This window comes from Pseudomonas extremorientalis (assembly GCF_024584605.1).
In the GTDB taxonomy this organism is placed as follows: domain Bacteria; phylum Pseudomonadota; class Gammaproteobacteria; order Pseudomonadales; family Pseudomonadaceae; genus Aquipseudomonas; species Aquipseudomonas extremorientalis.
The window spans coordinates 2729103-2753053 of sequence record NZ_CP089519.1; the positions used below are offsets into that span (position 1 = coordinate 2729103).

Consider the following 23951-nt stretch of genomic DNA (forward strand, 5'->3'; position numbering starts at 1 on the left):
TTGCTCCTACAGGTACAGGGGGTTAGTAGATGTCCTTGGACAGCAGCGTAAACGGTGTCTTCAGCAGGATCTTGATATCCAGCCACAACGACCAGGTGTTGATGTAGCGCAGGTCGATGTCGACGCGTTTTTGCATCTTCTCCAGTGTCTCGGTCTCACCCCGGCATCCATTGATCTGCGCCAGCCCGGTGATGCCGGGCTTGATGCGATGGCGCGCCATGTACGCGTGAATCTTGCTCGAGTAATAGTCGTTGTGTGCGATGGCGTGGGGGCGTGGACCGACCAGGGCCATATGCCCTTGCAACACGTTGAACAATTGCGGCAATTCATCGATAGAGGTGCGGCGGATAAACCGGCCGACCGGGGTGATGCGCGAATCGTTGCGGCTGGCCTGGCGTACCTCGTGGTCGTCATGCACGCGCATCGAGCGGAACTTCCACACCTTGATCACCTGGCCATTCCAGCCGTGGCGGTCCTGTTTGAAGATCACCGGGCCGGGGGAGGTGAGCTTGATCAGCAGGGCAAACGCCAGGAGCACCGGGCTCAGCACCAGGATGGCCAGTAGCGCGATGCTCTTGTCCAGCAACGCTTTGCTCAGGGCGGCTGTGGGGCGGCTGGTCAGCGGGCTTTCATTGAGGAAGATCGCTGGCAGCCCGTCCACTTCGGCGACGCAATGGTTGAGCAGCAGCATGTTGTTGAGGTCGGGCACCCAGATCACATCCACGCTGATCTCCAGCAGGTTGAGGTACAACGACTCGATGTGGGTGGCGTCCTGCAACGAGTGGGTGATGTACAGGCGGCGAATGCCATGCTGGCGGATCAGTTGCGGCAATTGCGGCAGCTCGCCAAGGATCTGCGCCTGTGCATCCGGCGCGGCCTCGGCATGGCTGCCGACGAGCCCCACCAACGGTGAGCGCTTTTGGCGAGACAGGGTGTTCGCCAGGTCGACGGCAAGTTTGCCGGTGCCCACTATCAGTGACTTATGCCGTTGGTGAAGTTGGCGATGGTAATACCGGGACAGGCTGTGCAGCGGGATATAACACAGGGCCAGCAGAGGGTAACTAACCGCCGCCCAGAGCAACAAGATATCCAATGGAAACAATGAGGTGGCATTGCAGGCGATACCCACTGCGAACACTATTAAAGCGGTGAGTAACCATCCCATGAACAGCCGTCCCAAGCCCACGCCATAGTCATCTTTCTTGCTGTAGACATCACACAGACTGTACGCCGGTAATGAAGCCAGTATGGTAAACGCCGCGAGCACACGGTAGTTGTACTCAAGTTGGCCGGTCCTGAACACGACCAACATAAATAACAGTGCAACGACCAAACCCGAGGCAAGCATCCACTGACCCCAGAACGTCAAACCCTTGGGGGTCAGGTTGCGATGCATTCTAGTGTTATTCAGCATAGTTCTGCTCCCGGTGGTGACCACGCAGGTGGTGGCAGGGTCTAATCACGCGGTGGAATACCCGCACTAAAAGATAGGCACGCGGACTCGCGTACCCACGGATAGTAATGAACGGCAGGAGGCATTGGCTGACGACTTATAACAGGGGCAGCGGCGTCTTAGTGTGAGGGTGTTATAAATGGGCAGGTAAAAAAGTGTGTATTGATAGGCAGGGTGGGTATCAAAGTATCCGTTCTTTTTTTTGTTTTAACGGCGTGACTGAGTGAGGTCCAAGGGTTTCTTGATTTTTTGTGTAAGGCAATAGCCACGGTTTCTCACCGCACGAAACAAGCGTTCGCCATCGTTGACACGCTTGAACTTTTCTTGGAGCCGGCTCAGGCACATTTCCAACCCGCGATATAGATCAGGTTCGCGTCCGATATTACGGATCAGTTCCTCTTTGCTGACAACACGCTCTTCATGGTGCAGCATCTTTTTAATCAACGCCGATTCAATGGTTGTCAGCGAAATACGTAAGCCGCCTTTGACCAGGGTGCGGTCATGTTGTGTCAATAGCCAGAAATCCTGAGGATAAAGTTGAGTTCGCTCAGAGGTTATATCAGCAGGCTGAGTGGGGCTATTGGGCGTGCTGTCGTGACCCGTTGGCATGGGTAGTCTGGATTCTTGTCGCACAGCGTTAAAAGAGTGTGAGGGTAAGCCAAGTGTGTGGGTAATGACATAGGTTGTCAGGCGACGGTTGTCATCGGAGTTGCAGTGTTGAGGGTTGTTTGCACGGATTTTAGGGTCTGTTTCTATTGGCGCGAATGTATTCAAGTCGTAATGAAACAATTCGGCATTGGGCGTAAAGTCTCGCAGTGCGATGGCCGCAAGTGTGGGGGTGAAGGCGTGTTTCTTGAGGGAGCTCATAGTGTCCACCGTTAGTATGAAAGTGCGGTTTTTATAAGCAGTCGGCAGGGGAGTAGTAACCGCCCTGAAAGTATTCGAACGGCAGGTTTTTAGCCAGCATGGCGCTGTCGGCAAATTCCACTGTGTCGGCGATGAAGCACACCCGGGTTGCACTGATCAGCTCTAGCATGCGGTCGTACAGCCGATCGAACAGACCGGAACGCGTATTCAGGCTCAGCCGCAGGGCGGAGTCCGGAAAAGGCATTTTCACGTAGTCGTAAAGCTTGAGGTCGATCAGCAGGTCTGCCGGTTTTGTATCGAGTCTGTAATTGTTGTAGGCCAGGGTGACAGCGCACTGGTCTTTTAACTTATATAACTGACGCACCATCGCTCGGCGTTCGACAGGGCCGGGCAGGGCATCCAGAGGATTGGTAATACTGAGCGTAAAGGGCTGTCTGTGTTTTTCCAGTGACTGGGCGGTCTGAACAATGCTCTTGTGGAGATCTTCATTCATCAAGGCGGCTTGATCGATCCGCAGTAACTTGCGGCTGACAACGGAGTTGCAGGCTTTGTGTGGTGCGCTGATACGTTGCAGCGCCTTGTGGTAGGCGCTGTCGGGTACTTGGTGATCCTGCAGTGAGCCGACGCTCACTTCGCTGCCCCAAAGTGCATGGCTGCGATCAACGATGGCTTGCCTGGCAAGCCTGAAGTCCACAGCATCGGCAGGGGCTACCTTTTCGCTATTCACGATGGGGTCTTTCCTTGGCGGTTTGAAAATGGCTGGCACATATAACTCCCCGGCTGAGTTTGTACCCATAACCACGGATATTCTGAATAATGTTGTCACCGTAGTGCGCCTTGATTTTACTGCGCAGTCGGCTGATGGACTTTTCCAGGGCACGCGAGTCGTAGTACTTGGTATTAAGGCCCATGACTTCGGCAATTTCATTGTGGCTGAGCAGTCGGCGCTGTATAAGCGCGTCCAGAACTTTCATTTCGACGAAGGATATTTCAAGTTTCTTGCCGTTACCATAAAGGCACATGCGATCCTGATCGAGCACCAGGCCACAACGATTCAGTCGTTCACCTTCACTGAGAAAAGCATCGAACAGGCTTAACTTTTTTTCAGGGGACGCCTCTGCCACTTTGATGCAGTAATCCGCGCCAGCCAGATAGTATTTGGTCTTGCTCAAACTGGAGGCGAATGTGACGACGACAAATATGGTGCAGTTGGGGTGGCTGTTTCGGGTTTTTCTTATTATGTCCAGGGTTTGATTGCTCGCCGCGGGGGTGTCGATTTCTATGATGATGGCGCGGTAGCTTGCGTGGCTTTCCTGGGTGTCAACGAGTTGTTCGTAGTAACGTGTATCGACTTTCAAATCATCCGCTACAGTGCGAACTATAAGCTCTCGAAAATCCTCCGATTTAGATGGAGTCCGTGCAATAGCGAGGACGTTGGAAAAATGCATCACCTACTCCCTTTTCCGGCATGCAAGGCCGTCAGTTCAATCGCTGCTAGCGTTTAGATACTAATCGAATTGAATACGGTAAAACGTGACAAATTTTAACATTCGCCACTTTGTTTTTCAGAAAGGAATGGGGTAGTGCGCGGTTATTGCGAGGGGTTTTGCACGGGCGTACACATATGCTAGTGCAAACTCTTAATGTGCGATAAGTATTTTAGCCCAAACGGTTTTTTTGCTGAATCGGGGAAACCCTTGCATCGCTAAGGAGGGACGGCAGAGGCGCGCGCCACGCGCCTGCATTCAAATCTGCTGCTCCCCCCGCAATTGCACACTCATGTCATCGCAGTTTTTCGCCCAGTCGCTGAGCCATTGCGGCATCGGTGGCGAGGTCTCATCCAGGCCCAGTTCCTTCACAAAGTCGCCCGGCGGCAGGGTGCCCTTGGCCGAACGGAACAGCCCGCGCATCACCACCACGCCGACCACCCGGCCGTTGCTCACGAAGCGGTGCTCCATCAGGCTCCACTTGTGGTCCCAACCGAGCATGCGTGTGTGCACCTCAAACACTTCGAACAGCTTCAGCTCGCGACGGAATTTGCCCCAGGTATCGCCGACGATCGGCAGCGCCTTATTGCGCAATGCCACGCGAAAGGCCCCGGTACGCAATACGAAATCCATCCGGGCAACGTCTGCCAGGGAAAAATACCGGCCATTGGTGACGTGCCGGTTGATATCCAGGTCCAGCGGCCAGACGCGCATGCGCACCACCGTGGTGTCCAGGCCATGCACAGGTTTGCGCCAGGGGCGCCGGGACAGCATTAAGAGCAAGCGAAACCACAGATTCATCCAAAGCTCCTGACAGTTGATCAAAAGCAGCACTGTAGGGGCGTGGAATCCGCTAAGGTATATGCATAAATGACTTATTACATGCGAAAAACGCAATCGGGTTTTTATCATGCATATCACCTTGCTTCTGGCTGATCGCTGCTCCGCCGCCAGCGCCACCACGGCCCTGGAGATGCTCAGCGCCGCCAACCTGTTTGCCGACTCACCGCCTTTCGAAGTCGCAGTGGCTTCCCTGGACGGTCACGTCGTGGTGGCCTGGGGTGGTCAACGCCTGCAGGTTGATCACGCGCTGGCGCAGATCGTGCGGACTGACCTGGTCTTGATCCCGGGCTTTCTGTTCACGCTAAAGGAAGCCCTGCCGACCTTTCCTGCCTACGCGCCCTGGCTGCGCGAACAGCACGCACGCGGCGCGGTATTGGCTTCGATGTGCACCGCAGCTTTTCTATTGGCTGAATCCGGCGTGCTCCAGGGCCTGCGCGCCACGACCCACTGGGCGTTTGCCGAGTTGTTCCGGCGACGCTACACCGACGTGAGCCTGGAGGACGCGCAGCTTCTCTGCGAAGAGAACCGGGTGATCACCAGCGGCGGGGCGAGTGCAGCGATGGACTTGATGCTGCACCTGATCCGCCGTTTCGGCTCACCGGAACTGGCCCATACCTGTGGCCGATACCTGCTGATCGATAACGTACGCAGCGAACAATCGGTGTATGCCATGTGGTCACTGCCCAAAAGCCATGGCGACGCTGAGATCCTGCGGGTACAGCACTGGCTGGAACAACACTTTGCCGAACCCGTGGTGATTGACGAGGTGGCCCGGCAATTCAGTTTTGGTGTGCGCAATTTCAAGCGACGCTTCAAGGAGGCCACTGGCTTCACGCCTATTGCCTACCTGCAGACCTTGCGCCTGGAACGGGCTAAGCAAATGCTGGAGTCGACCCGCATGACCCTGGAAAGCATCACCTACGCGGTGGGCTACGAAGACAGCAATTCATTCCGCCGCCTGTTCCAGCAACGGGTAGGTATGTTGCCGGCGGCGTATCGCAAGAAGTTCCTGGTCCGGCCGGTTTGACTCAGGGGTGCGGCAACAGATCGGCAAGGCGTTGCTGTGGATCGACCGTGACCTGCATTAATCACAGACGAAAAAAAACCGGCTGATCAGGCCGGTTTGGGGTTCCCGCAAACAGCGCGGGATTATGCGTTGTTGCCTTGCAGGCGATCAGCACCGCCTTCGGCCAGTCCACGTTCCTGCAGACGATCAGCACCGCCTTCGGCCAGTCCACGTTCCTGCAGACGATCAGCACCGCCTTCGGCCAGGCCACGTTCCTGCAGACGATCAGCACCGCCTTCGGCCAGGCCACGTTCCTGCAGACGATCAGCACCGCCTTCGGCCAGGCCACGTTCCTGCAGGCGATCAGCGCCACCTTCGGCGACACGGCGTTCCAGCAGGCGGTCCGAACCACCTTCGGCAACACGGTTGCCTTGCAGGCGGTCAGCACCACCCTCGGCGACGCGGCTTTCAATCAGGCGATCCGAACCGCCTTCAGCCACGACCGGGTGGGCAAAAGCATTGGCAGCGAGTACCGAGAAAGCGAGGCTAAGCAAGATTTGGCGTTTCATGAGAGTGTGCTCCGAGTGTGTTGGTTGGGGTGTTGCCTGGTATGGGGTTGATGTTACGCGTTGCATTTTTCAAGAGAACTTCATTGGGCTGATGGTGACTATCGACGCCAGCGATGGCTCGTTTTTGCGAGCCATCGCGGGGCCGGTCATGGCATCTGCGGCAGTTCCTGCGGGCGCAGGTCGAACACCAGCACCTCGGCATCTTCACCGTGGCTCAAGCGGATCTGCCGTTCATCCCGCACCCGGGCGCCGTCGCCTTCGCGCAAGCGCTGGCCGTTGATTTCAACGCTGCCCCGGGCCACATGGAGGTACACATGGCGATCGGGCGGCAGGTCCAGGGTCGCGGTTTCATCACCGTTGAACAGCCCGGCATACACCCGTGCGTCCTGGCGCACGCTGAGGGAGCCATCGGCACCGTCCGGCGAGATGATCAACTGCAGGCGCCCACGTTTCTGGGCCTCGCTGAAGTGTTCCTGCTGGTAGCGTGGTTCGGCACCGGCCACGGCAGGCACGATCCAGATTTGCAGGAAGTGCACGCCACGGGTCTGGCTGTGGTTGAACTCGCTGTGGGCCACGCCGCTGCCGGCGCTCATCAGTTGCACATCGCCGGGGCGGATCACCGAGCCGGTGCCCAGGGTGTCCTTGTGTTCCAGGGCGCCTTCGAGCACATAAGAGAAGATCTCCATATCGCGGTGTGGGTGCTGGCCGAAACCTTTGCCGGCGGCGACACGGTCATCGTTGATCACCAGCAGGTCGGAAAACCCTTGTTCGTTCGGGTTCCAGTAGTTGGCGAACGAGAAGGTGTGGAACGACTTCAACCAACCGTGATTGGCGGCGCCGCGTTCGGAAGCTTTGCGAAGGGTCAGCATGGTCTTGTCCTCAAGTGAGAGCGGGCTGCGGCATGCAGGGCTCTTGCGTTGAGAAGAAGGTTAATGGTTACTGGAATATTCATTAAGAAGATGAAAACTGAATTACTGTCGCTTTAAAGTTGACAGTTTCAAGCGTGTCATAATGCCTGCCGTACTCCTTCCCGATGGACCTTTCCCGCTATGAAAACCGTGGCCATGGTGCTGTTTCCGGACTTCCTCCTGCTCGATATGGCAGGGCCGCTCGAGGTGTTTTCCATTGCCAACCGTTACCTGCCAGCGTCGGCGCACTACCAGATCCTCACCCTCGGCACCGAGCCCGGTCCATTGCGCGCCTCCAATGGCGTAGCCGTGCAGACTGACCTGCTGCTGGACCAGGCCCAGGATGCCTATGACCTGCTGCTGGTGCCCGGCGGCCCCGGTGCCTATAACGAATGTCATCCGGCGCTGCTGCCGTGGCTGAGGGCCGCGGCTCCGCGGGCGCGGCGCTTCGGTTCGATCTGCACCGGGGCCTTTGTGCTGGGGCATGCCGGGCTGCTGGACGGTCACCGCGTGACCACGCACTGGCACTACACCGAGCGACTGATCAAGGCGTTTCCCAAGGCAATGGTCGAAACGGATCGCATCTACCTGCAGGACGGGCGCCTGATCACTTCGGGCGGCGTCACGGCCGGCATCGACCTGGCGCTGTCGGTGGTGGCCCAGGACCATGGCAAACAAGTCGCCGTGGACGTGGCCAAGGTGTTGCTGGTGGTGATGAAACGCCAGGGCGGCCAGGCGCAGTTCAGCCCGATGACGGCGGCGGTGGCACCGCAGGAAACCACGATTACCCGGGTACAGAACCATGTGCTGGCGCATCTGGACCAACCGTTCACCATCGAGTCCATGGCTGAGTTGGCCGGCATGAGCGCCCGCCATTTTGCGCGGCTGTTCGCCAAGGAAGTGCAGATGACGCCCATGGTCTTCCTGCAAGGTGCACGCATCGACCGCGCCCGGCAATTGCTGGAAACCACCGACCTGCCGCTCAAGACCGTGGCTTTTCACGCAGGCTTCGGTAGCGTGCGGCATATGCGCTTTCTGTTCAGTGAAAAACTGGGCCTCAACCCGACCCAATACCGACAGCAGTTCAGTTAACGACAGAATGTCCGTCTCGCGCACCCGAATGTCCGTATCGCTCCCTGTGCCAGCATTGTCCTGTCACGGGTAGCTGGCAAGATAGCGTCAAGCCCACGGAAAAGGATGCGCAAACGCCCAGGGCCGGGCGTTTCAGCGCTATTGCACACATGAACAATCCTCAGGCGATTGACGCTGATGGCACGGTACGCTTCGGTGCCTATGTGTTTCACCGGCAGCAGCGGTTGGTCAGCAAGTCGGGTTGGCCGGTGCCTGTGGGCGGGCGTGCGCTGGATATCCTCACGGCGCTGCTCGAAGCGCCCGGGCAGTTCATCAGCAAAGCCACTCTGATCGAGCGGGTCTGGCCGAACAGCGTGGTGGAAGAAAACAACCTGAGGGTGCACATCGCCGCACTGCGTCGCGTGCTCGATGGGCAGCAGTTCATTCTTAATGACCCTCTGCGCGGCTACTGTTTCGCAGCCCCGCTGCAGGGCGCGCAGCCCGCCGCGCTGCCTCGGCACAACCTGACGGCGCGGCTCAGTGCGGTGGTGGGCCGTGACGAGGTGTTGGGCGTGCTGGTTCGGCGTCTGTCCGGGCAACACCTGATGACCCTCACCGGGTGCGCCGGTGTCGGCAAAAGCACCCTGGCCCTGGCATTGGCCCAGCGCGTGTTGCCGGGCTACCGGGACGGTGTGTGGTGGGTTGACCTGGCCACGGTGGAAGCACCGATGACCATGCTGCGCGACCTGGCTGCCGCGCTGCACCTGGAACCCTGCGCCCACGCCAGCGAGCTGTGCCGTCAATTGGCCTCGCGCCAACTGTTGCTGGTGCTCGACGGCGCAGACCTGCTGCTCGGCGCCTGCCGGCATCTGGTGCGTGTGCTGCGCGAAACCGCGCCTCAGGTCAGCGTGCTGGTGACCAGCCGTGAAAGCCTGCAAGTCCCCGGTGAATGGGTACAGCGTGTGCCGAGGCTGGCGATCCCGGCGCCGGCGGCCATGGGCAGTATCGAACAGGCGATGGCTTACCCGGCGGTGCAGTTATTTGTTGCGCGGGTGCGTGCCGGCCAGCAAGGGTTCGCGCTGCGCCTCCATGACCTGGCGCCGCTGCGAGACATCTGTCGGCGTCTGGACGGTATCCCACTGGCCTTGGAGTTGGCCGCCGCCCAAGTCGATGCCCTCGGTGTGCGCGGTTTGCAGCAGCAGTTGCGCGCGGGCTTGCAGGTGCTGACCCGAGGCCGGCGCACCGCGGTGGAACGCCACCAATCCCTGACGGCGGCCCTGGACTGGAGCTACCAGCGCCTGAGCCTGCCGGAGCGCTGGCTATTCCTGCAATTGGGTTTATTCAAGATGGCCGTGACCGTGCCCACCTTGAGTGAACTGGTCGCCGGGACCGAGTTGGAACACGCCGACCTGTCCTACCTGCTGGGGCGCTTGGTGGGTGCGTCGCTGCTGACCCTGGAACCGGGCCCAGGCAGCCCGCGTTACCGCCTGCTCAATTGCGTGCGCAGCTACGCCCTGGCGCAACTGCGCGACCCGTTGCAGGTGGCGCGTTTGCAGCAGGGCTACGGGCATTACCTAGGGCCGTTTTCAGGCCGGCCGTTTGTCCTGCAACTGGTCGAGCAGGCTGCGTACGCGGACTAGGTCCTGGGTGGCAAAGCCTTCGGTGAAGCGGGCGTAGATCGAACCCAGCAAATCGCGCGCCGCCTGTACGCGGCCTTGCGTCTGCCACAGGCTTGCCAACGAGGTTGCACTGCGTAATTCCCAGGCCAGCGCGCCTTGCTGGCGCGCCAGGCCCAGGGCTTCTAGCAGCAGGGCTTCTGCCGCACGGCTGTCGGCCAGGCTTTCGGCGCGCACTCGCAGGATTTCCGGGGTGCACCAGCCGGCTGCGCCACTTCTGGCGCGCTCGAAGGCCGCGTCACTGACCTCGATTGCATTGAAGGTCACCAGGATATCCTCGACCAGGCCCAACCCCTGCACATCCGCGATGGGTAGCGTGCCCTCATAACAACGCGCCCAGGTGTGAAACAACTGCACCGAGTGCTTTTGCGCTTGCTGCAGCAGTTGATCCTGGTGTTCGTGGGCCATGGCGCTGTCGCCGTTGTAGCGAGCGATGACCACCCCGGCCAATGCCAGGGTGTAGCAGATCGACGTACCGTGATTGATTTGCAAGGCCAGCGCCAGCGCCTGGCTCGCCGTACGCCACGCACGCTCCGGATAACCGCGCAGCCACAGGATGCGTGCAAGGATGGTCAGCGAGGCGACGCTCTGGTCGTACTGCACGCCAAAGCCATGGGTAAAGCGGTTGAGATGGCCGCTCTGGGCCATGCGCTGGATCACTTGCTCGGCATTGTGCTGCGCGAGGGCCTGGTGACCGGCGAAGTGCTGCGCCAACACCCGCAGGCGCTGGGCACTGAGGGACAGCAAAGGCTCGGCACGGGGGCCGAGCTGGTCGAAGTGCAGGCTCTGCGCCAAGGCCTCCAGGTAGTTGCCGCAGCACAGGTTTACCGCCATGTGCCCCGACACCGCACGTAACTGGCCGGCCAGGTCCTTGCCGGCTTCCGCCAGGCGACGCGCGCAACTGAATGCTGCAATGGTCTGCGGCGTGCCGCCCTGGGTGTGATAGGAAAAACTGCCCAGCGCCAGCTGCAAGGCCATGTTCAAGCGCTGGCTCGGCGCATTCGATTGCCTCAGTCGCGCCAGGGCCTTGCCCACATACAAGCCATGTTCGCGCAGCAGCGACAACTCCTGCCACAACGGCATCGCACTCACCGTCAGGCGAATGCCCAGCAGGTGCGCACCCTGGTCGCCCAGGCCCCAGTCGAGGGCGGCGCGGATGTCTTCGCGCAGCGGCGCATAACGGTCGATCCAGGTCTGGGTTGCGATCAGCTCCCAATCGTCCTGGGCCTGGTTCATCAGCGCCAGGCAGCGCTCGGCGTGGCGCTGGCGGGTAGCGTGGAGTTCCTGGGCGACGCTGAGTTTTTCCAGGGCATAGGTGCGGGTGATGTCCAGCAGGCGGTAGACCATCTCGTCATCGCCGGCTTCCACATTGAGCAAGGACTTGGCGACCAACTGGGTGATCGAACCCAGCACTTCGTGTGGTGCAATCTGCTCCCCGGCAATCACCGCCGCTGCGCTGGCCAGGCTGAACCCTCCGCGAAATACCGCCAGGCGACGCAGGCAGATCTGTTCGCAGGCGGTCAGTAGCGCAAAGCTCCAGTCCAGGGTGGCGCGCAGGGTTTGATGACGGGGCAGGGCGCTGCGCCGGCCTCGGGTGAGCAGGCGAAAGTTGTCTTCCATTTGCACCAGCAGTCCGGGCAGGCCGAAGCGTTCGATCTGCGCCGCCACGAGTTCGATGGCCAGGGGAATACCGTCCAGGCGCTGGCAGATATCAATCGCCAGCGGCAGCTCGGCCTCGCTCAGTTCAAAGCTGTCCTGATGGGACATGGCCCGCTCGATCAACAATTGCAGGGCCGGGTAGCCCAGCGCCTGGGCGCGGTTGCCGGTGGCGGGCGGGCAGGCCAGGGGCTCCAGGCGCTGCACGTGTTCGCCCTCGGCGCGCAATGCCTCGCGGCTGGTGGCCAGGATGTGCAATCGGGGCGCGTGGCGCAGCAGGGTTTCACTGATCAGGGCGATGTCGTCGAGCACGTGTTCGCAATTGTCGATCACCAGCAGCAACTGGTGCTCCTGCAAGCGCCGCGCAAACGTGGGCAGGGCTTCGTGCTCAGCGTGGGTAAGGTCGAGCAGGGCGGCAAGGTTGGGCAGGATCATCGATGGCGCGCTCAGTGGCGCCAGGTCCAGTAAGCGGATGCCGTCGCGGTAGTGCCCGATCAGCAATTCCGCCACCCGCAGCGCCACTGTGGTCTTGCCGATGCCGCCGGCGCCGGTCAGGGTGATAAAGCGTTGCTCGGGCAGTTGCTGTACCAGGCTGTCGATCAGGGCCTGGCGGCCGAGCATGCGCGTACGGCGCAGCGGCAAATTGTGGCACGGGCGTTGGGGGGCACCTTCGGTTGGCAGGGTCATCGGCTCGATGCTCAGTGGCGCAACAAAACTGTAGCCCCGCTGGGCTACGGTCACGATATAGCGCTGCCCGGCCTGGCCATCGCCCAATGCCTTGCGCAACGCCGCCATGTGCACCCGCAGGTTGCCGTCTTCCACCACGCTCCTGGGCCAGACGCGGGCAATCAGTTCCTGCTTGCTCACCACATTGCCGGCCTGTTCCAGCAGGATCAGCAGGATATCCACCGCACGCCGGCCCAGCCGCAACGGTCGACCGGCCTCCAGCACCAGGCGCTGGCGCGGGTGGATGCGGTAGGGGCCGAAATGCACGGCCTGGTCGCTGAGGTCGTTCATGGGTGGCCATGCTCGGAACGGGATGAGCGGCCAGCATAGGCCAGGCAGGCCAGGACCACTAGGCCGCGATCACTTGCGGTTTAGGGCGAGAGTGGTGATTTCGCCAGGTCATCGGGTTGACGCCTTCGCTACGGGTGAACATATGACAAAAGTGCGCCTGGTCGCAGAAGCCGCATTCCAGGCTGATTTGCGTCAGGCTCAAGGATGACTGGGCAATCAGTTCCTTGGCCCGCTGGATGCGCTGTTGGCGGATCCATTCCTGCGGCGACAGCCCGGTGGTGCACTTGAAGGCACGGGAAAAATGGCTGCGCGACAGGGCGCAGGCCTGGGCGATGTCGGCAATGGCCAGGCTTTCGCCGAGATTGGCCAGGATCAGTTGCTTGGCGATGCGCTCGCGCCGGGGGCACAGGCCCCCGGTGGCGGACAAGCGAGGGGTGTATTGATCGAGTCGGGCCATGACAGATATCCGCAGTCGATGGGAGCGTTCCCGGTGGATGGATGCAGTGTAGACGTGGCCAATCTTGTTGCCGGACCGTCCGGCTGACGAGTTAATCGTTGTTAATTTCGCCAGGTGCCGACCAGGAAAAGACAGCACAGGCGTGCAATGTGGCCGGCGCCTGGCGTGGTTATCTGTGAGCTTGCCAACCGTGTGGATATCATCATGAATCGCAACGACCTGCGCCGCGTCGACATGAACCTGCTGGTGATTTTCGAGGCGTTGATGTTCGAGAAGAACCTGACCCGGGTCGCCGAAAAACTCTTCATGGGCCAACCGGCGGTGAGTGCGGCACTGGGACGCTTGCGCGATCTGTTCGACGACCCGTTGCTGCTGCGCAACGGGCGGGGCATGGAACCCACGCCACGCGCCGTGGCGATACTCAAGGAGTTGCAACCGGCCATGGACACCATTTCCGGCGCGGTCAGCCGTGCCAAGGATTTCGACCCTTCCACCAGTTGTGCAGTGTTTCGCATTGGCCTCTCGGACGACGCTGAATTTGGCCTGTTCCCACCGTTGCTCAGCCAACTGCGCGAAGAGGCACCGGGGATCATCGTGGTGGTGCGTCGGGCCAATTACCTGTTGATGTCGTCGCTGCTGGCCAGCGGCGAGATTTCGGTGGGGGTGAGCTACACCACGGAATTGCCGGCGAATGCCAAGCGCAAGAAACTGCGGGATATTCCGTGCAAGGTCTTGCGTGGGGATGACGGTGTTGAACCGTTGACCCTCGACGACTACTGCGAACGGCCCCATGCGATGGTGTCGTTTTCGGGGGATTTGAGCGGCAACATCGACCTGGACCTGGCGCGCATTGGTCGTACCCGCCGGGTGGTGCTGGCGGTGCCGCAGTTCAGTGGGTTGCGGGCGTTGCTTGCCGGTACGCAGATTATTGCGACGGTGCCGGATTATGCTGCGTGTGCGTTGACGGAGGGCACGTCGCTACGGGCGCAGGACCCGCCGTTTGCGATCGATGCGGCGGAGTTGTCGATGGTGTGGAGTGGGGTGCATGACAATGACCCGGCGGAGCGGTGGTTGAGGGGCAGGATTGGGGAGCATATGGCTCGGGTGGTTTGACTGAGTACATATCCGATGCTTCGGTAACGGCTACTTATGGTTCCGCTCTTACAGCGGCTCACTTTTGAAGAGCGCAAAGTAAGCAAAACGCTCTTGCCCCAACACTCGGCACCTCGCCTAGGCTCGGTGTGCCCTCTCTCCGGCTTGAATCCGTGGGCCGCCGCAATGGGCCATCCATGGCCCAGTGCGGCTAACCCGGCGTCCTGCCGGGTTACCCACGGATTCAAGCCTGCGTTCGGCCAGCGTGTTTGACGGGGCGCCTAAGATCAAAAGCAAGAGCGCGGCGGCCTTAGAGCCGACCGGATTGAATGGCCGGTACTCGGTCAAAGTGTGGGAGGGGGCTTGCCCCCGATGGCAGTGTGTCAGTCACTGATGAGTTGGCTGGCACCGCCATCGGGGGCAAGCCCCCTCCCACAGTTTGATCTTCATGTATCAGTTGAAGGGTGGTTTGCTCTGGCTCTGGCTTTTGATCTGCTTTTGATTTTGATCTTAGGCCCCCCAAATCACTGTCGGATTACGGGCACACCGAGCCTAGGCGAGGTGCCGAGTGTTGGGGCAAGAGCCCTTTGCTTACTTTGGGCTGGGCCGGCATTCCGGCTTTTCCAAAGTGAGCCGATCTAAGGGCGGAACCATAAGCGGCCGTTACCTAAATAACGGATATGTACTCACAAAAATTGGTCACCCATTCTTACCCCGAATTGGCTATTCCTCCCCCAAGGCCCGATGACTAACCTAGCCATCAATCCCCACTGCCCTGGAGCATCACCATGCAACCCCGTACCGACTTCTACACCGCCTCCCCAGACGCCATGAAAGCCATGCTCGCCCTGGAAGCCGCCGTCGGCAAACTCTCCATCGAGCTGCCACTGCTGGAGCTGGTACGCCTGCGGGTATCGCAGATCAACGGCTGTGCCTTCTGCCTCGACATGCACACCGCCGACGCCCGCAAAGGTGGCGAGACCGAACGTCGCCTGTACACCGTGTCAGCCTGGCGCGAAACGCCGTTCTTCACCCCGCGTGAACGCGCTGCATTGGCTTGGGCTGAAAGCCTGACCCTGATCAGCCACACCCACGCGCCGGATGAAGACTTCAACGCACTGGCCGCCGAGTTCAGCCCCAAGGAACAGGTCGACCTCAGCGTGGCCATCGCCACCATCAACAGCTGGAACCGCCTGGCCGTGGGTTTCCGCAAGATGCCGAAGTAAGCCTCAGAAATTCACCGAGGCACTCAGGCGCGCCGTCAATGGCGCGCCCTGGAACAGGTAGTCATCGCCCATGTACTCGCCCGCGTCGCGCCAGTAGCGCTTGTCGAACAGGTTGTCGACGCTCAGGCGGAACACCGTGTCATAGCCGCTCACCTGGGTGGTGTAGCGGCTGCCCACATTCACCACCGCGTAATCTCCCACTTGCACATTGCCGCTGCGGTTGGCGTACTTCTTGGCGCTGTATTGCACGCCGCCCAGCACCGCCAGGCCGTTCACCCAGGGCAACGCATAGTCGGCATACACACTGGCGCGCAGCTTGGGCACGTTGATCGCCTGGTGGCCTTCGTAGTCCGCTGTGCCGCTGCCGGTCACTCGCGCACGAATCGCCGCCACGCTGGTTGCGATCTGCAGGCGTTCGGTGGCCCAGCCGTTGGCTGACAATTCCAGCCCGGTGTTCTTTTGCTCGCCTTGCTGTACGTAGTCGAATTTGCCCGCGCCATCTGGCTTGGCGTACTGATAGGCCTGGCGGGTCTGGAACACGGCGGCGGCGAAGCTGATGCGGCGCCAGTCGTATTTCACCCCGGCTTCGATTTGGCGTGAGGTGGTGGGGGCGAGGGTTTCGCCTTCGTTTCGGGTTGTCCACGGCGCCTGACCGCCCAAGGACAGGCCTTTGCTGTAGCTGGTGTAGAGCGAGATGTTTTCGACCGGTTTGTAGATCAACGACGCCTGGGGCAGGAACACGTACTGCTGGGTATGCCGTACCTCGTCACCAGAGGTACCGTCGAAGGCTTGTTCGTCCAGACGCACTTCGCGGCCACCGAGGATGGTTTGCCATTGCTCGTTGAGGCGGATGCGGTCGGTGACGAACAGGCCGTACTGGCGACTGTCGAGGTTGCGATGGCTGTCGTTCAGCGGCTTGTCGGTGGGGGTGAAAGTTGGGGCGTCGACGTTGATATTGGTGCTGCCGATGTATTCGTTGACCGACTTGCGCTTGTCGACTATCCGGCGAAAGGCGCTGGTGCCAAACGTCAGTTCATGACCCAGGCTGCCCGTGTTGAACAGCCCGGTCATGGCCGCCTGCACTTCGTCGTCGCGGCGGGTGTCGTCGGGGCTGCGGTAGTCGTAGACGTCGTAGTCGCCGGTGGGGCTGAAGAAGGCGGTGCCGCAATCGGTCACATAGAAGCAACCATAGGCGAACGAACTGTAGTCATCGATCACCACCTTGCTGCGCGCCGCGCTCACACTGCCTTTCCACCGATCATTGAAGCGGTATTCAAACTTGCCGTTGAGATTCAGCGAATCAATGCCCACCTGCCTGGACCCGCTCTGGTGCCCCAGCAGTTTCTTCGGTGAGGCCCCGTGTGGCACCTCGGTGCCGCCCAGCAATTGGTAGCCCGGCACCGAGCGTTGTTGCTTGTCCTGGTACTCGGCGTCCAGTTGCAATACGGCATCGGGGCTGATGTTCCAGTCAAAGGCCAGGGACACAAAATCGCGCTGGCCATTGGCGTGTTCCACGTAGGAGGCGAGGTCTTCGTGGGCGACGTTGGCGCGCAGGCCGAATTGTTGCTCGCTGCCGAACCAGCCACCGACGTCGGTGGCGACATAGCCGCTGCCGCGATCATCGGTGGAAACGGTCACTGAGCGCACATCTTCCGGGCGCTTGGTCACGTAGTTGATCACGCCGCTGGGCTCGGAAATCCCGCTCTGCAGGCCGGCCAGGCCCTTGAGCACTTCGACCTGCTGCTTGTTCTCCAGCGCGACGTTCTGCTCGCCGGTGATGGTGCGTCCATTGATCTTGTAGCTGCTCGCCGCATTCAGCGAAAAGCCGCGCACCACAAAGTTTTCGTAGTAGCCGATGGGCGCATAGCTGTCGCCCACCGAGGCGTCGTTGCGCAGTACTTCACTGAGCAGGCGCGCTTGCTGGTCCTTGATCAGTGCGGCGTTGATCACCGTGATCGAGGCCGGGGTGTCGAGCAGTGGCGCTTCGTCGACGCCGCTCACCGAGGCGGTGTCGCTGCGGTAGCCGGATGCATCCTGGCCCTGGACCTTCACCGCCGGCAGTTCAAGGTCTGCCGCCAGGCTGTGACCGATGCCCCCGCTGAGCAGCAGACCGAGGGCGAAACGTGAGGTGACGACGGGACGAAAACGCAAAACCATGGGGGCAGGGCCTTAAAGCGCGGGCGGGGGGCGCATAAGCTAGGCATAAGTGCGCACTTTTACAAGAATGATTCGCACCTTGAGACATCCCGTCTCAGGCCGCATGCCCATCCATGTGCACCTCGACAGCCCGCAGCGCACCTGCGATAGACAAGGCGTCCCTCATCAATTGCAGGAGAACCCCATGAGTATTGCTGGAAAAGTCGCGCTGGTGACCGGCGCCGGGCAGGGCATTGGCCGGGCCATCGCCTTGCGCCTGGCACAGGACGGTGCCGATATCGCCCTGGTGGACATCAATGGCGCCAAGCTCGAAGCCGTGGCCGCCGAAGTCGTCGCGCTGGGCCGCAAGGCCTCGGTGTTCGTCGCTGACGTGTCCAAGCGCGAACAGGTGGTGGCGGCGGTGGAGCATGCGCACCTGACCCTGGGTGGCTTCCACATCATCGTCAACAATGCCGGTGTGGCGCAGATCGATTCGCTGTTGGACGTCAGCCCGGAACAGGTCGAGCGCACCCTGGGCATCAACGTGCAGGGCGTGTTGTGGGGCATCCAGGCCGCCGGCAAGAAATTCAAGGCGCTCAAGCAGAAGGGCAAGATCATCAACGCCTGCTCCATCGCTGGCCATGAAGGTTTTGCGCTGCTGGGGGTGTACTCGGCCACCAAGTTTGCCGTACGTGCCTTGACCCAGGCGGCGGCCAAGGAGTTGGCGAGCGCCGGGATTACCGTAAACGCCTACTGTCCGGGCGTGGTGGGCACCGATATGTGGGTCGAGATCGACAAGCGCATGGCCGAGATCACCGGCGCCGAAGTCGGTGCGACCTACAAGAAGTATGTGGATGGCATCGCCTTGGGCCGGGCGCAGACGCCGGAGGATGTGGCAGGGCTGGTCGCGTACCTGGCCGGGCCGGATGCGGACTACATGACCGGGCAATCGCCGCTGATCGACGGTGGCCTTGTCTACCGCTGACATCTCAGATGTACCCAGTCCAATGTGGGAGGGGGCTTGCCCCCGATAGCAGTGTGTCAGCCACTGGAAGTATTAGCTGGTCCACCGCCATCGGGGGCAAGCCCCCTCCCACAGTGTTGACCCCGTTGTATCAGCGGGTTTTGTTCGGCATGTCGATGCCCAGTTGGTTGACGCGGCGGTACAGGGTCGCCCTTGAGATTCCCAGCGCCTGCGCGGTCGGTATCGGCTTCCAGCGATGCCGAATCAGCGCATCCAGCACCACCTGGCGCTCCGGGCTCGCGCGATCTTCCGTCAATGCTTCAACCTGTTCCCCACGCACCTCCACCGGCAAATCCGCCACCTGCACCGTCCCGCCCTCACACACCGCACAGGCATACGCCAGCACATGTCGCAGTTGCCGCACATTGCCCGGCCACGCGTACCCCAACAGCAACTCCAATGCCACCTGGCCGATACCCACCGTGATACCGCTGTTGCGCGCTTCCTGTTCCAGCAAACGGTTGATCAGCGCCAGTTTGTCGGTGCGCTCGCGCAGCGGCGGCAGGCAGAAGCGCGCGCAGCCGAGGCGAAAGTACAGGTCCTCGCGAAAGCGGCCCTCATTGACCAACACCGACAAATCGCGGTGACTGGCGCAAATCACCTGGATATCGACGGTGCGGGTTTTCGCCGCGCCCAACGGTGCCACTTCACCTTCAGCCATCACCCTCAGCAGGCGCGTCTGCAGGGCCAGAGGCATGTCGCCGATTTCATCGAGGAACAAGGTGCCGCCATTGGCCTGCACCAGCAGCCCGGGCATGCCTTTGCTGGCGGCGCCGGTAAAGGCGCCGGCCACATAGCCGAACAACTCGCTCTCGATCAGGTTTTCCGGAATCGCTGCGCAGTTCACCGCCACGAACGGCCCACCGCGCCGGGCGCTGCGCTCGTGCAGTTGGCGGGCGAAGACTTCCTTGCCGGCGCCGGTTTCGCCTTGCACCAGTACCGGCAGGTTGCGGTCCTTGACCCGCACGGCCAGGCGCAGGTGTTCTTCGACACGGGCATCCACCAAAGGCACCAGCGGCGCACGCGCCTGTTTGCGTCGGGGCGCGTTGACCCGCACGTGCAGCGCACCCGGTTCTCCCAGCCAATGCAGTTGCTGGGTGGACTGGTCGGTGACGGTGCGCAAGGCGTTCAGGTCGAACACCTCGCCAATGTGCGCCGGCACCTGGCCAAAGCGCCGGCGCAAGGCCTGGCGCGCCTTGCTGTTCAAGGCCTGCAGGCGGCCGTCCTGGTCCCAGGCCAGCAGCAGGTCGGGCTGGCTGTCCACATAACCCGGCGTGCTGTGCGCTTGCAGCACCCAGTGCTGCTGGGCGCTGTGCATGAAGAAGGCGTTCTCGATGGCCTCGGCACTGTGCGCCACCAACTGGCGTATCAGGTGCTGGCTGCGGCGGTCATCCGGCGATTTGAGCGCCGAGGCGTCCATCACTCCCAGCAGGTTGCCCTGGGGATCGAAGATCGGCGCGGCGGAGCAGGTCAGGCCGATGAAGGCTGCGCGGAAGTGGTCGCGTTTGTGCACCGTCACCGCCGATTGACTGGTGAGCACGGTGGCCACGCCGCAGGTGCCTTCTTCGGCTTCCGACCAGCAGGTGCCGAGGTACAGGCCGGCCTTGCGGCAATCGCTGCGGATCGAGGCGTCCACGCGGTGGTCGATGGTCTGGCCCTGGGCATCGGTGAGCATCACGCAGTAGTCGGCCTGGCGCACACGGTGATGCAGTTGCCCGACGGCTTCGCCGGCAATGCGCATGAACAGTTCGGCGCGTTCGCGGCATTCCTTGAGCAAGGGTTCGCTGAGGATGCGTGGCCCCTGCAGGGAGCCGGGGTCCAGGTGGTGTTGCTCCATGGAGCGCCGCCACGAATCGAAGATCAGCGACGGCACCGGCGCCTGGGGCAGGCGGTCGGCATTGCGGACCACGCGACTGACGCAGTCGACGTGCTCCCTGGAGTTCGCGGCGAGCATAAGGCCTCCGGTTCTCGGTCTTTGTTGTTATGCCCGCCATTAAGCGCGCATGCGTCGGGCGCGACAAGCGCGGCCTGACCAACAGCCCGGGCTGAGACGCAGCGTCTCAAACCGGCTGAGACGCCGCCTTCGAGTCGCAATGCCGCGTCTCATTCTGCGATCCCGGCCCGGTTGCGACAACCGCTCTGGATCAAGGTTATGCCAGGTTTTTTACGGCCTTGGCACAGGCTGTGCTGAAGGCCCTGTAGCTGACCACGATCAGCCTTTTGTGTGTCGAGACAACCTGGAGAACAACAAGATGTCCACTCAGCTGTCCACCGATCAACTGCTGCATGCCTACACCGTGATGCGCACCATCCGTGATTTCGAAGAACGCCTGCACGTGGAATTCGCCACCGGCGAGATCCCCGGTTTCGTGCACCTCTACGCCGGCCAGGAAGCCAGTGCCGCCGGAGTCATGGCTCACCTCAACGATGAAGATTGCATCGCCTCCAACCACCGTGGCCACGGCCATTGCATCGCCAAGGGCGTGGATGTGTTCGGCATGATGGCCGAGATCTACGGCAAGAAAACCGGTGTGTGTGGCGGTAAAGGCGGCTCCATGCACATTGCCGACCAGGAGAAGGGCATGCTCGGCGCCAACGGCATTGTCGGCGCGGGTGCACCGTTGGCGGCCGGTGCGGCGCTGGCCTCCAGGCTCAAGGGCAGCCAGGGCGTGGCCGTGGCGTTCTTTGGCGACGGTGGCTCCAACGAAGGTGCGGTGTTCGAAGCGATGAACCTGGCCTCGATCATGAAACTGCCGTGCCTGTTCGTTGCGGAAAACAACGGCTATGCCGAGGCCACCGGATCCGGTTGGTCGGTAGCGTGCAAGGACATCGCCGAGCGTGCCGTGGGGTTTGGCATGCCGGGGGTGATCGTCGATGGCAATGATTTCTTCGCCGTGCACGCAGCGCTTGGTGTTGCCGTGGAACGTGCGCGCAAGGGCGACGGGCCAACCTTGGTCGAAGTGAAATTGAGCCGCTTCTACGGCCATTTCGAAGGCGATGCACAAACCTATCGCGGCCCCGATGAAGTGAAGAACCTGCGGGAACACGCCGATTGCCTGGCGCTGTTCCGCCATCGTTGCAGCACTGAAGGCTGGCTGGACGCGGCGCAATTCGAGCGCATCGATGGCGAGATCGCCCAGCTCATCGACGACGCCGTGCGCCTGGCCAAGTCGGATCCCAAGCCCCAGGCCGCCGACCTGCTCAGCGATGTCTACGTCGCCTACCACTCATAACAACAATTCGTGGAGAGAATTTCATGGCTCGCAAAATCAGCTACCAGCAGGCAATCAACGAAGCCCTGGCCCAGGAAATGCGCCGCGACCAGAGCGTGTTCATCATCGGCCAGGACGTGTCCGGCGGCACCGGTTCCCCTGGCGAGCAGGACGCCTGGGGCGGTGTGCTTGGCGTGACCAAGGGCCTGTACCCGGAGTTTCCCGACCGCGTGCTCGATGCGCCGCTGTCCGAAGTCGGCTACGTGGGCATGGCCGTCGGCGCAGCCACCCGTGGCATGCGCCCGGTGTGCGAACTGATGTTCGTCGACTTTATCGGCTGCTGCCTCGACCAGTTGCTCAACCAGGCCGCCAAGTTCCGCTACATGTTCGGCGGCAAGACCACCACGCCGCTGGTAGTGCGCGCCATGTACGGCGCCGGGCTGCGGGCGGCCGCCCAGCATTCGCAGATGCTCACCTCGATGTGGACCCACATTCCCGGCCTCAAGGTGGTGTGCCCGGCCACGCCCTATGACGCCAAGGGCATGTTGATCCAGGCGATCCGCGACAATGACCCGGTGATCTTCCTCGAGCACAAGATGCTCTACAGCCTGCAGGGCGAAGTGCCCGAAGAGCTGTACACCGTGCCTTTCGGTGAAGCCAATTTTGTCCGCGAGGGCAGGGATGTGACCCTGGTGACCTACGGGCGAATGGTGCACATCGCCCTGGAAGCCGCGACCAGCCTGGCGCGACAAGGCATCGATTGCGAGGTGCTGGACCTGCGCACCACCAGTCCGTTGGATGCAGACAGCATCCTCGAAAGCGTGGAAAAAACCGGGCGCCTGGTGGTGATCGACGAGTCCAACCCGCGCTGCTCGATTGCCACCGATATCAGTGCATTGGTCGCCCAGCAGGGTTTTTCTTTCCTGCGCGCGCCAATCGAAATGGTCACCGCGCCGCACACGCCGGTGCCGTTCTCCGATGCGCTGGAAGACCTGTACATCCCCAACGCCGCGAAGATCGAAGCCGCGGTGCTGAAGATCGCCGACAAGAGGAACGCCGCATGATCCATACCTTGACCATGCCCAAGTGGGGGCTGTCGATGACCGAGGGGCGCATCGATGTCTGGCTCAAGCAACCTGGCGACCGGGTGGAGAAGGGCGAAGAAGTGCTGGACGTGGAGACCGATAAGCTCTCCAGCAGTGTCGAGGCGCCGTTCAGTGGCGTCCTGCGCCGTGTGTTGGCACTGAGCGACGAAACCCTGCCGGTGGGCGCGTTGCTGGGGATTGTGGTGGAGGGCGAAGCCACCGAAGAGGAAATCGATGCGGTGATCGACAGCTTCAATGCCGGGTTTGTCTCCAGCAGCGCCGAAACCGAAGCTTCGGGACCGAGTGCGCAGAAAGTCGAGATAGGCGGGCGTCTGTTGCGCTATCTCGAGCTGGGCGAGGGTGGCACGCCGTTGGTACTGATTCACGGATTCGGGGGGGATCTGAACAACTGGCTGTTCAACCAACCGGTATTGGCCGCCGAACGCCGGGTAATTGCCCTGGACCTGCCAGGGCATGGCGAGTCGGGCAAGCAACTGCGCAGCGGCGATGCCGAGGAGCTGAGCCTTGCGGTGCTGGCCTTGCTCGATCACCTCAGGCTCGACCGCGTACACCTGGCCGGGCATTCCATGGGCGGGCTGGTCGCACTGACCGTTGCCGACCAGGCGCCCGCGCGTGTTGCCTCATTGACTCTGATCGCCAGCGCCGGCCTCGGCCAGGAGATCAACGGCGATTACTTGCAAGGGTTTGCCGACGCCAGCAACCGCAATGCGCTCAAGCCGCCACTGACCCAACTGTTCAGCGACCCCGCGCTGGTGACGCGGCAGATGCTGGAGGACATGCTCAAGTTCAAGCGCCTGGAAGGGGTGGACAAGGCGCTGCAGCAGCTCAATACCGCGTTGTTCGAGGGCGGACGACAGAAGCTGGACTTACGTCATCGCGTGGGCCGGCAGCCGAGCCTGGTGATCTGGGGCAGTGACGATGCGATCATCCCGGCCCGGCATGCCGAGGGGTTGGATGCCCAGGTGGAGATTCTGCCGGGGCAGGGGCATATGGTGCAGTTGGAGGCGGCGGAGCGGGTCAACCAGGTGATGGCCGCCTTCCTCAAATCCCAACCTTGAAATGCAATCAACTGTGGGAGGGGGCTTGCCCCCGATAGCGGTGGTTCAGTCAATCTTTGTGGCGACTGACACACTGCAATCGGGGCA

Annotated in this window: 20 protein-coding genes; 9 read left to right on the top strand and 11 right to left on the bottom strand. The window is 61.4% G+C overall.

From position 1 onward, the window contains the following. Positions 1-22 precede the first annotated feature (22 nt). The 5 genes from LUU92_RS12170 to LUU92_RS12190 all read right to left on the bottom strand — a co-directional run bounded on the left by LUU92_RS12170 (position 23) and on the right by LUU92_RS12190 (position 4608). Entirely contained in the window at positions 23-1414 is a 1392-nt protein-coding gene (locus tag LUU92_RS12170; RefSeq protein ID WP_257103699.1) for an undecaprenyl-phosphate glucose phosphotransferase, read from the bottom strand. A gap of 246 nt (positions 1415-1660) precedes the next feature. Continuing rightward, complete coding sequence (locus tag LUU92_RS12175; RefSeq protein ID WP_257103700.1) at positions 1661-2320, bottom strand: winged helix-turn-helix domain-containing protein; 660 nt, start codon at positions 2318-2320, stop codon at positions 1661-1663. Positions 2321-2351: 31 nt separating this feature from the next. Further along, complete coding sequence (locus LUU92_RS12180) at positions 2352-3047, bottom strand: YuxH family protein (RefSeq protein WP_257103701.1); 696 nt, start codon at positions 3045-3047, stop codon at positions 2352-2354. Further along, positions 3040-3768 carry a winged helix-turn-helix domain-containing protein gene (locus tag LUU92_RS12185; protein WP_214497587.1) on the bottom strand — a complete coding sequence of 243 codons (729 nt, stop codon included), beginning with the start codon at positions 3766-3768 and terminating at the stop codon, positions 3040-3042. The genes LUU92_RS12180 and LUU92_RS12185 overlap by 8 nt, the downstream gene beginning before the upstream one ends. A 297-nt stretch (positions 3769-4065) precedes the next feature. Next, positions 4066-4608 (bottom strand): acyl-CoA thioesterase, encoded by a 543-nt coding sequence (locus tag LUU92_RS12190; protein WP_257103702.1) that lies wholly within the window; start codon positions 4606-4608, stop codon positions 4066-4068. Between the two features lie 109 nt (positions 4609-4717). On the opposite strand from LUU92_RS12190, the gene LUU92_RS12195 reads away from it, so the two are divergent. Then, a complete protein-coding gene (locus LUU92_RS12195; RefSeq protein ID WP_257103703.1) occupies positions 4718-5677 on the top strand; it encodes a GlxA family transcriptional regulator in 960 nt (319 codons plus the stop codon). Between the two features lie 122 nt (positions 5678-5799). Here the strand turns inward: LUU92_RS12195 and LUU92_RS12200 are convergent, their stop codons facing one another. Then, positions 5800-6225, bottom strand: coding sequence for a hypothetical protein (locus tag LUU92_RS12200; RefSeq protein WP_083351443.1), 426 nt, complete (start codon positions 6223-6225; stop codon positions 5800-5802). A 146-nt stretch (positions 6226-6371) separates the two neighbouring features. Next, positions 6372-7094, bottom strand: coding sequence for a pirin family protein (locus tag LUU92_RS12205; RefSeq protein WP_071490090.1), 723 nt, complete (start codon positions 7092-7094; stop codon positions 6372-6374). A 180-nt stretch (positions 7095-7274) separates the two neighbouring features. Between LUU92_RS12205 and LUU92_RS12210 the strand changes: the two genes are divergently transcribed. Together LUU92_RS12210 and LUU92_RS12215 are read left to right on the top strand one after the other, a co-directional pair. Beyond that, positions 7275-8225, top strand: coding sequence for a GlxA family transcriptional regulator (locus LUU92_RS12210; protein ID WP_257103704.1), 951 nt, complete (start codon positions 7275-7277; stop codon positions 8223-8225). Between the two features lie 149 nt (positions 8226-8374). Then, positions 8375-9844 (top strand): ATP-binding protein, encoded by a 1470-nt coding sequence (locus tag LUU92_RS12215; protein WP_257103705.1) that lies wholly within the window; start codon positions 8375-8377, stop codon positions 9842-9844. Here the strand turns inward: LUU92_RS12215 and LUU92_RS12220 are convergent. Both LUU92_RS12220 and LUU92_RS12225 read right to left on the bottom strand, forming a co-directional pair. Next, positions 9791-12553, bottom strand: a complete 2763-nt coding sequence (locus LUU92_RS12220) for an ATP-binding protein (protein ID WP_257103706.1) — start codon at positions 12551-12553, stop codon at positions 9791-9793. The genes LUU92_RS12215 and LUU92_RS12220 overlap by 54 nt on opposite strands. Before the next feature lie 58 nt (positions 12554-12611). Beyond that, entirely contained in the window at positions 12612-13010 is a 399-nt protein-coding gene (locus tag LUU92_RS12225; RefSeq protein ID WP_071490086.1) for a helix-turn-helix domain-containing protein, read from the bottom strand. A gap of 204 nt (positions 13011-13214) precedes the next feature. On the opposite strand from LUU92_RS12225, the gene LUU92_RS12230 reads away from it, so the two are divergent. Both LUU92_RS12230 and LUU92_RS12235 read left to right on the top strand, forming a co-directional pair. Beyond that, entirely contained in the window at positions 13215-14123 is a 909-nt protein-coding gene (locus tag LUU92_RS12230; protein ID WP_071490112.1) for a LysR family transcriptional regulator, read from the top strand. 767 nt (positions 14124-14890) lie between these two features. Continuing rightward, positions 14891-15328 (top strand): carboxymuconolactone decarboxylase family protein, encoded by a 438-nt coding sequence (locus LUU92_RS12235; protein ID WP_257103707.1) that lies wholly within the window; start codon positions 14891-14893, stop codon positions 15326-15328. 3 nt (positions 15329-15331) lie between these two features. Here LUU92_RS12235 and LUU92_RS12240 read toward each other — a convergent pair whose 3' ends face one another. Further along, on the bottom strand, positions 15332-17485 hold the full coding sequence (locus LUU92_RS12240; RefSeq protein WP_257103708.1) for a TonB-dependent siderophore receptor: 2154 nt from the start codon (positions 17483-17485) through the stop codon (positions 15332-15334). Positions 17486-17669: 184 nt separating this feature from the next. On the opposite strand from LUU92_RS12240, the gene LUU92_RS12245 reads away from it, so the two are divergent. Beyond that, positions 17670-18449: an acetoin reductase gene (locus LUU92_RS12245; RefSeq protein WP_058425756.1), complete on the top strand. Its 780-nt coding sequence runs from the start codon at positions 17670-17672 to the stop codon at positions 18447-18449. Between the two features lie 130 nt (positions 18450-18579). Here the strand turns inward: LUU92_RS12245 and LUU92_RS12250 are convergent, their stop codons facing one another. Beyond that, positions 18580-20442: a sigma-54-dependent Fis family transcriptional regulator gene (locus LUU92_RS12250; protein WP_257103709.1), complete on the bottom strand. Its 1863-nt coding sequence runs from the start codon at positions 20440-20442 to the stop codon at positions 18580-18582. Between the two features lie 298 nt (positions 20443-20740). Here LUU92_RS12250 and LUU92_RS12255 point away from each other — a divergent pair, with 298 nt between their 5' ends. The 3 genes from LUU92_RS12255 to LUU92_RS12265 are packed head-to-tail and all read left to right on the top strand — an operon-like array spanning position 20741 to position 23864. Continuing rightward, a complete protein-coding gene (locus tag LUU92_RS12255; RefSeq protein ID WP_257103710.1) occupies positions 20741-21721 on the top strand; it encodes a thiamine pyrophosphate-dependent dehydrogenase E1 component subunit alpha in 981 nt (326 codons plus the stop codon). 23 nt (positions 21722-21744) lie between these two features. Beyond that, the gene (locus tag LUU92_RS12260) at positions 21745-22764 is read left to right on the top strand and encodes an alpha-ketoacid dehydrogenase subunit beta (RefSeq protein WP_071490080.1); all 1020 of its coding nucleotides are present in this window, start codon (positions 21745-21747) and stop codon (positions 22762-22764) included. After that, positions 22761-23864, top strand: coding sequence for an acetoin dehydrogenase dihydrolipoyllysine-residue acetyltransferase subunit (locus tag LUU92_RS12265; protein WP_071490079.1), 1104 nt, complete (start codon positions 22761-22763; stop codon positions 23862-23864). The genes LUU92_RS12260 and LUU92_RS12265 overlap by 4 nt, the downstream gene beginning before the upstream one ends. The last annotated feature ends 87 nt before the right edge of the window (positions 23865-23951 follow it).

Bases quoted from the DNA above. Each gene is read 5' to 3' on its own strand.
- LUU92_RS12170 (WP_257103699.1), bottom strand. From the start codon at position 1,414: ATGCTGAATAACACTAGAATGCATCGCAACCTGACCCCCAAGGGTTTG.
- LUU92_RS12175 (WP_257103700.1), bottom strand. From the start codon at position 2,320: ATGAGCTCCCTCAAGAAACACGCCTTCACCCCCACACTTGCGGCCATC.
- LUU92_RS12185 (WP_214497587.1), bottom strand. From the start codon at position 3,768: ATGCATTTTTCCAACGTCCTCGCTATTGCACGGACTCCATCTAAATCG.
- LUU92_RS12190 (WP_257103702.1), bottom strand. From the start codon at position 4,608: ATGAATCTGTGGTTTCGCTTGCTCTTAATGCTGTCCCGGCGCCCCTGG.
- LUU92_RS12195 (WP_257103703.1), top strand. From the start codon at position 4,718: ATGCATATCACCTTGCTTCTGGCTGATCGCTGCTCCGCCGCCAGCGCC.
- LUU92_RS12200 (WP_083351443.1), bottom strand. From the start codon at position 6,225: ATGAAACGCCAAATCTTGCTTAGCCTCGCTTTCTCGGTACTCGCTGCC.
- LUU92_RS12205 (WP_071490090.1), bottom strand. From the start codon at position 7,094: ATGCTGACCCTTCGCAAAGCTTCCGAACGCGGCGCCGCCAATCACGGT.
- LUU92_RS12210 (WP_257103704.1), top strand. From the start codon at position 7,275: ATGAAAACCGTGGCCATGGTGCTGTTTCCGGACTTCCTCCTGCTCGAT.
- LUU92_RS12215 (WP_257103705.1), top strand. From the start codon at position 8,375: ATGAACAATCCTCAGGCGATTGACGCTGATGGCACGGTACGCTTCGGT.
- LUU92_RS12220 (WP_257103706.1), bottom strand. From the start codon at position 12,553: ATGAACGACCTCAGCGACCAGGCCGTGCATTTCGGCCCCTACCGCATC.
- LUU92_RS12225 (WP_071490086.1), bottom strand. From the start codon at position 13,010: ATGGCCCGACTCGATCAATACACCCCTCGCTTGTCCGCCACCGGGGGC.
- LUU92_RS12230 (WP_071490112.1), top strand. From the start codon at position 13,215: ATGAATCGCAACGACCTGCGCCGCGTCGACATGAACCTGCTGGTGATT.
- LUU92_RS12235 (WP_257103707.1), top strand. From the start codon at position 14,891: ATGCAACCCCGTACCGACTTCTACACCGCCTCCCCAGACGCCATGAAA.
- LUU92_RS12240 (WP_257103708.1), bottom strand. From the start codon at position 17,485: ATGGTTTTGCGTTTTCGTCCCGTCGTCACCTCACGTTTCGCCCTCGGT.
- LUU92_RS12245 (WP_058425756.1), top strand. From the start codon at position 17,670: ATGAGTATTGCTGGAAAAGTCGCGCTGGTGACCGGCGCCGGGCAGGGC.
- LUU92_RS12250 (WP_257103709.1), bottom strand. From the start codon at position 20,442: ATGCTCGCCGCGAACTCCAGGGAGCACGTCGACTGCGTCAGTCGCGTG.
- LUU92_RS12255 (WP_257103710.1), top strand. From the start codon at position 20,741: ATGTCCACTCAGCTGTCCACCGATCAACTGCTGCATGCCTACACCGTG.
- LUU92_RS12260 (WP_071490080.1), top strand. From the start codon at position 21,745: ATGGCTCGCAAAATCAGCTACCAGCAGGCAATCAACGAAGCCCTGGCC.
- LUU92_RS12265 (WP_071490079.1), top strand. From the start codon at position 22,761: ATGATCCATACCTTGACCATGCCCAAGTGGGGGCTGTCGATGACCGAG.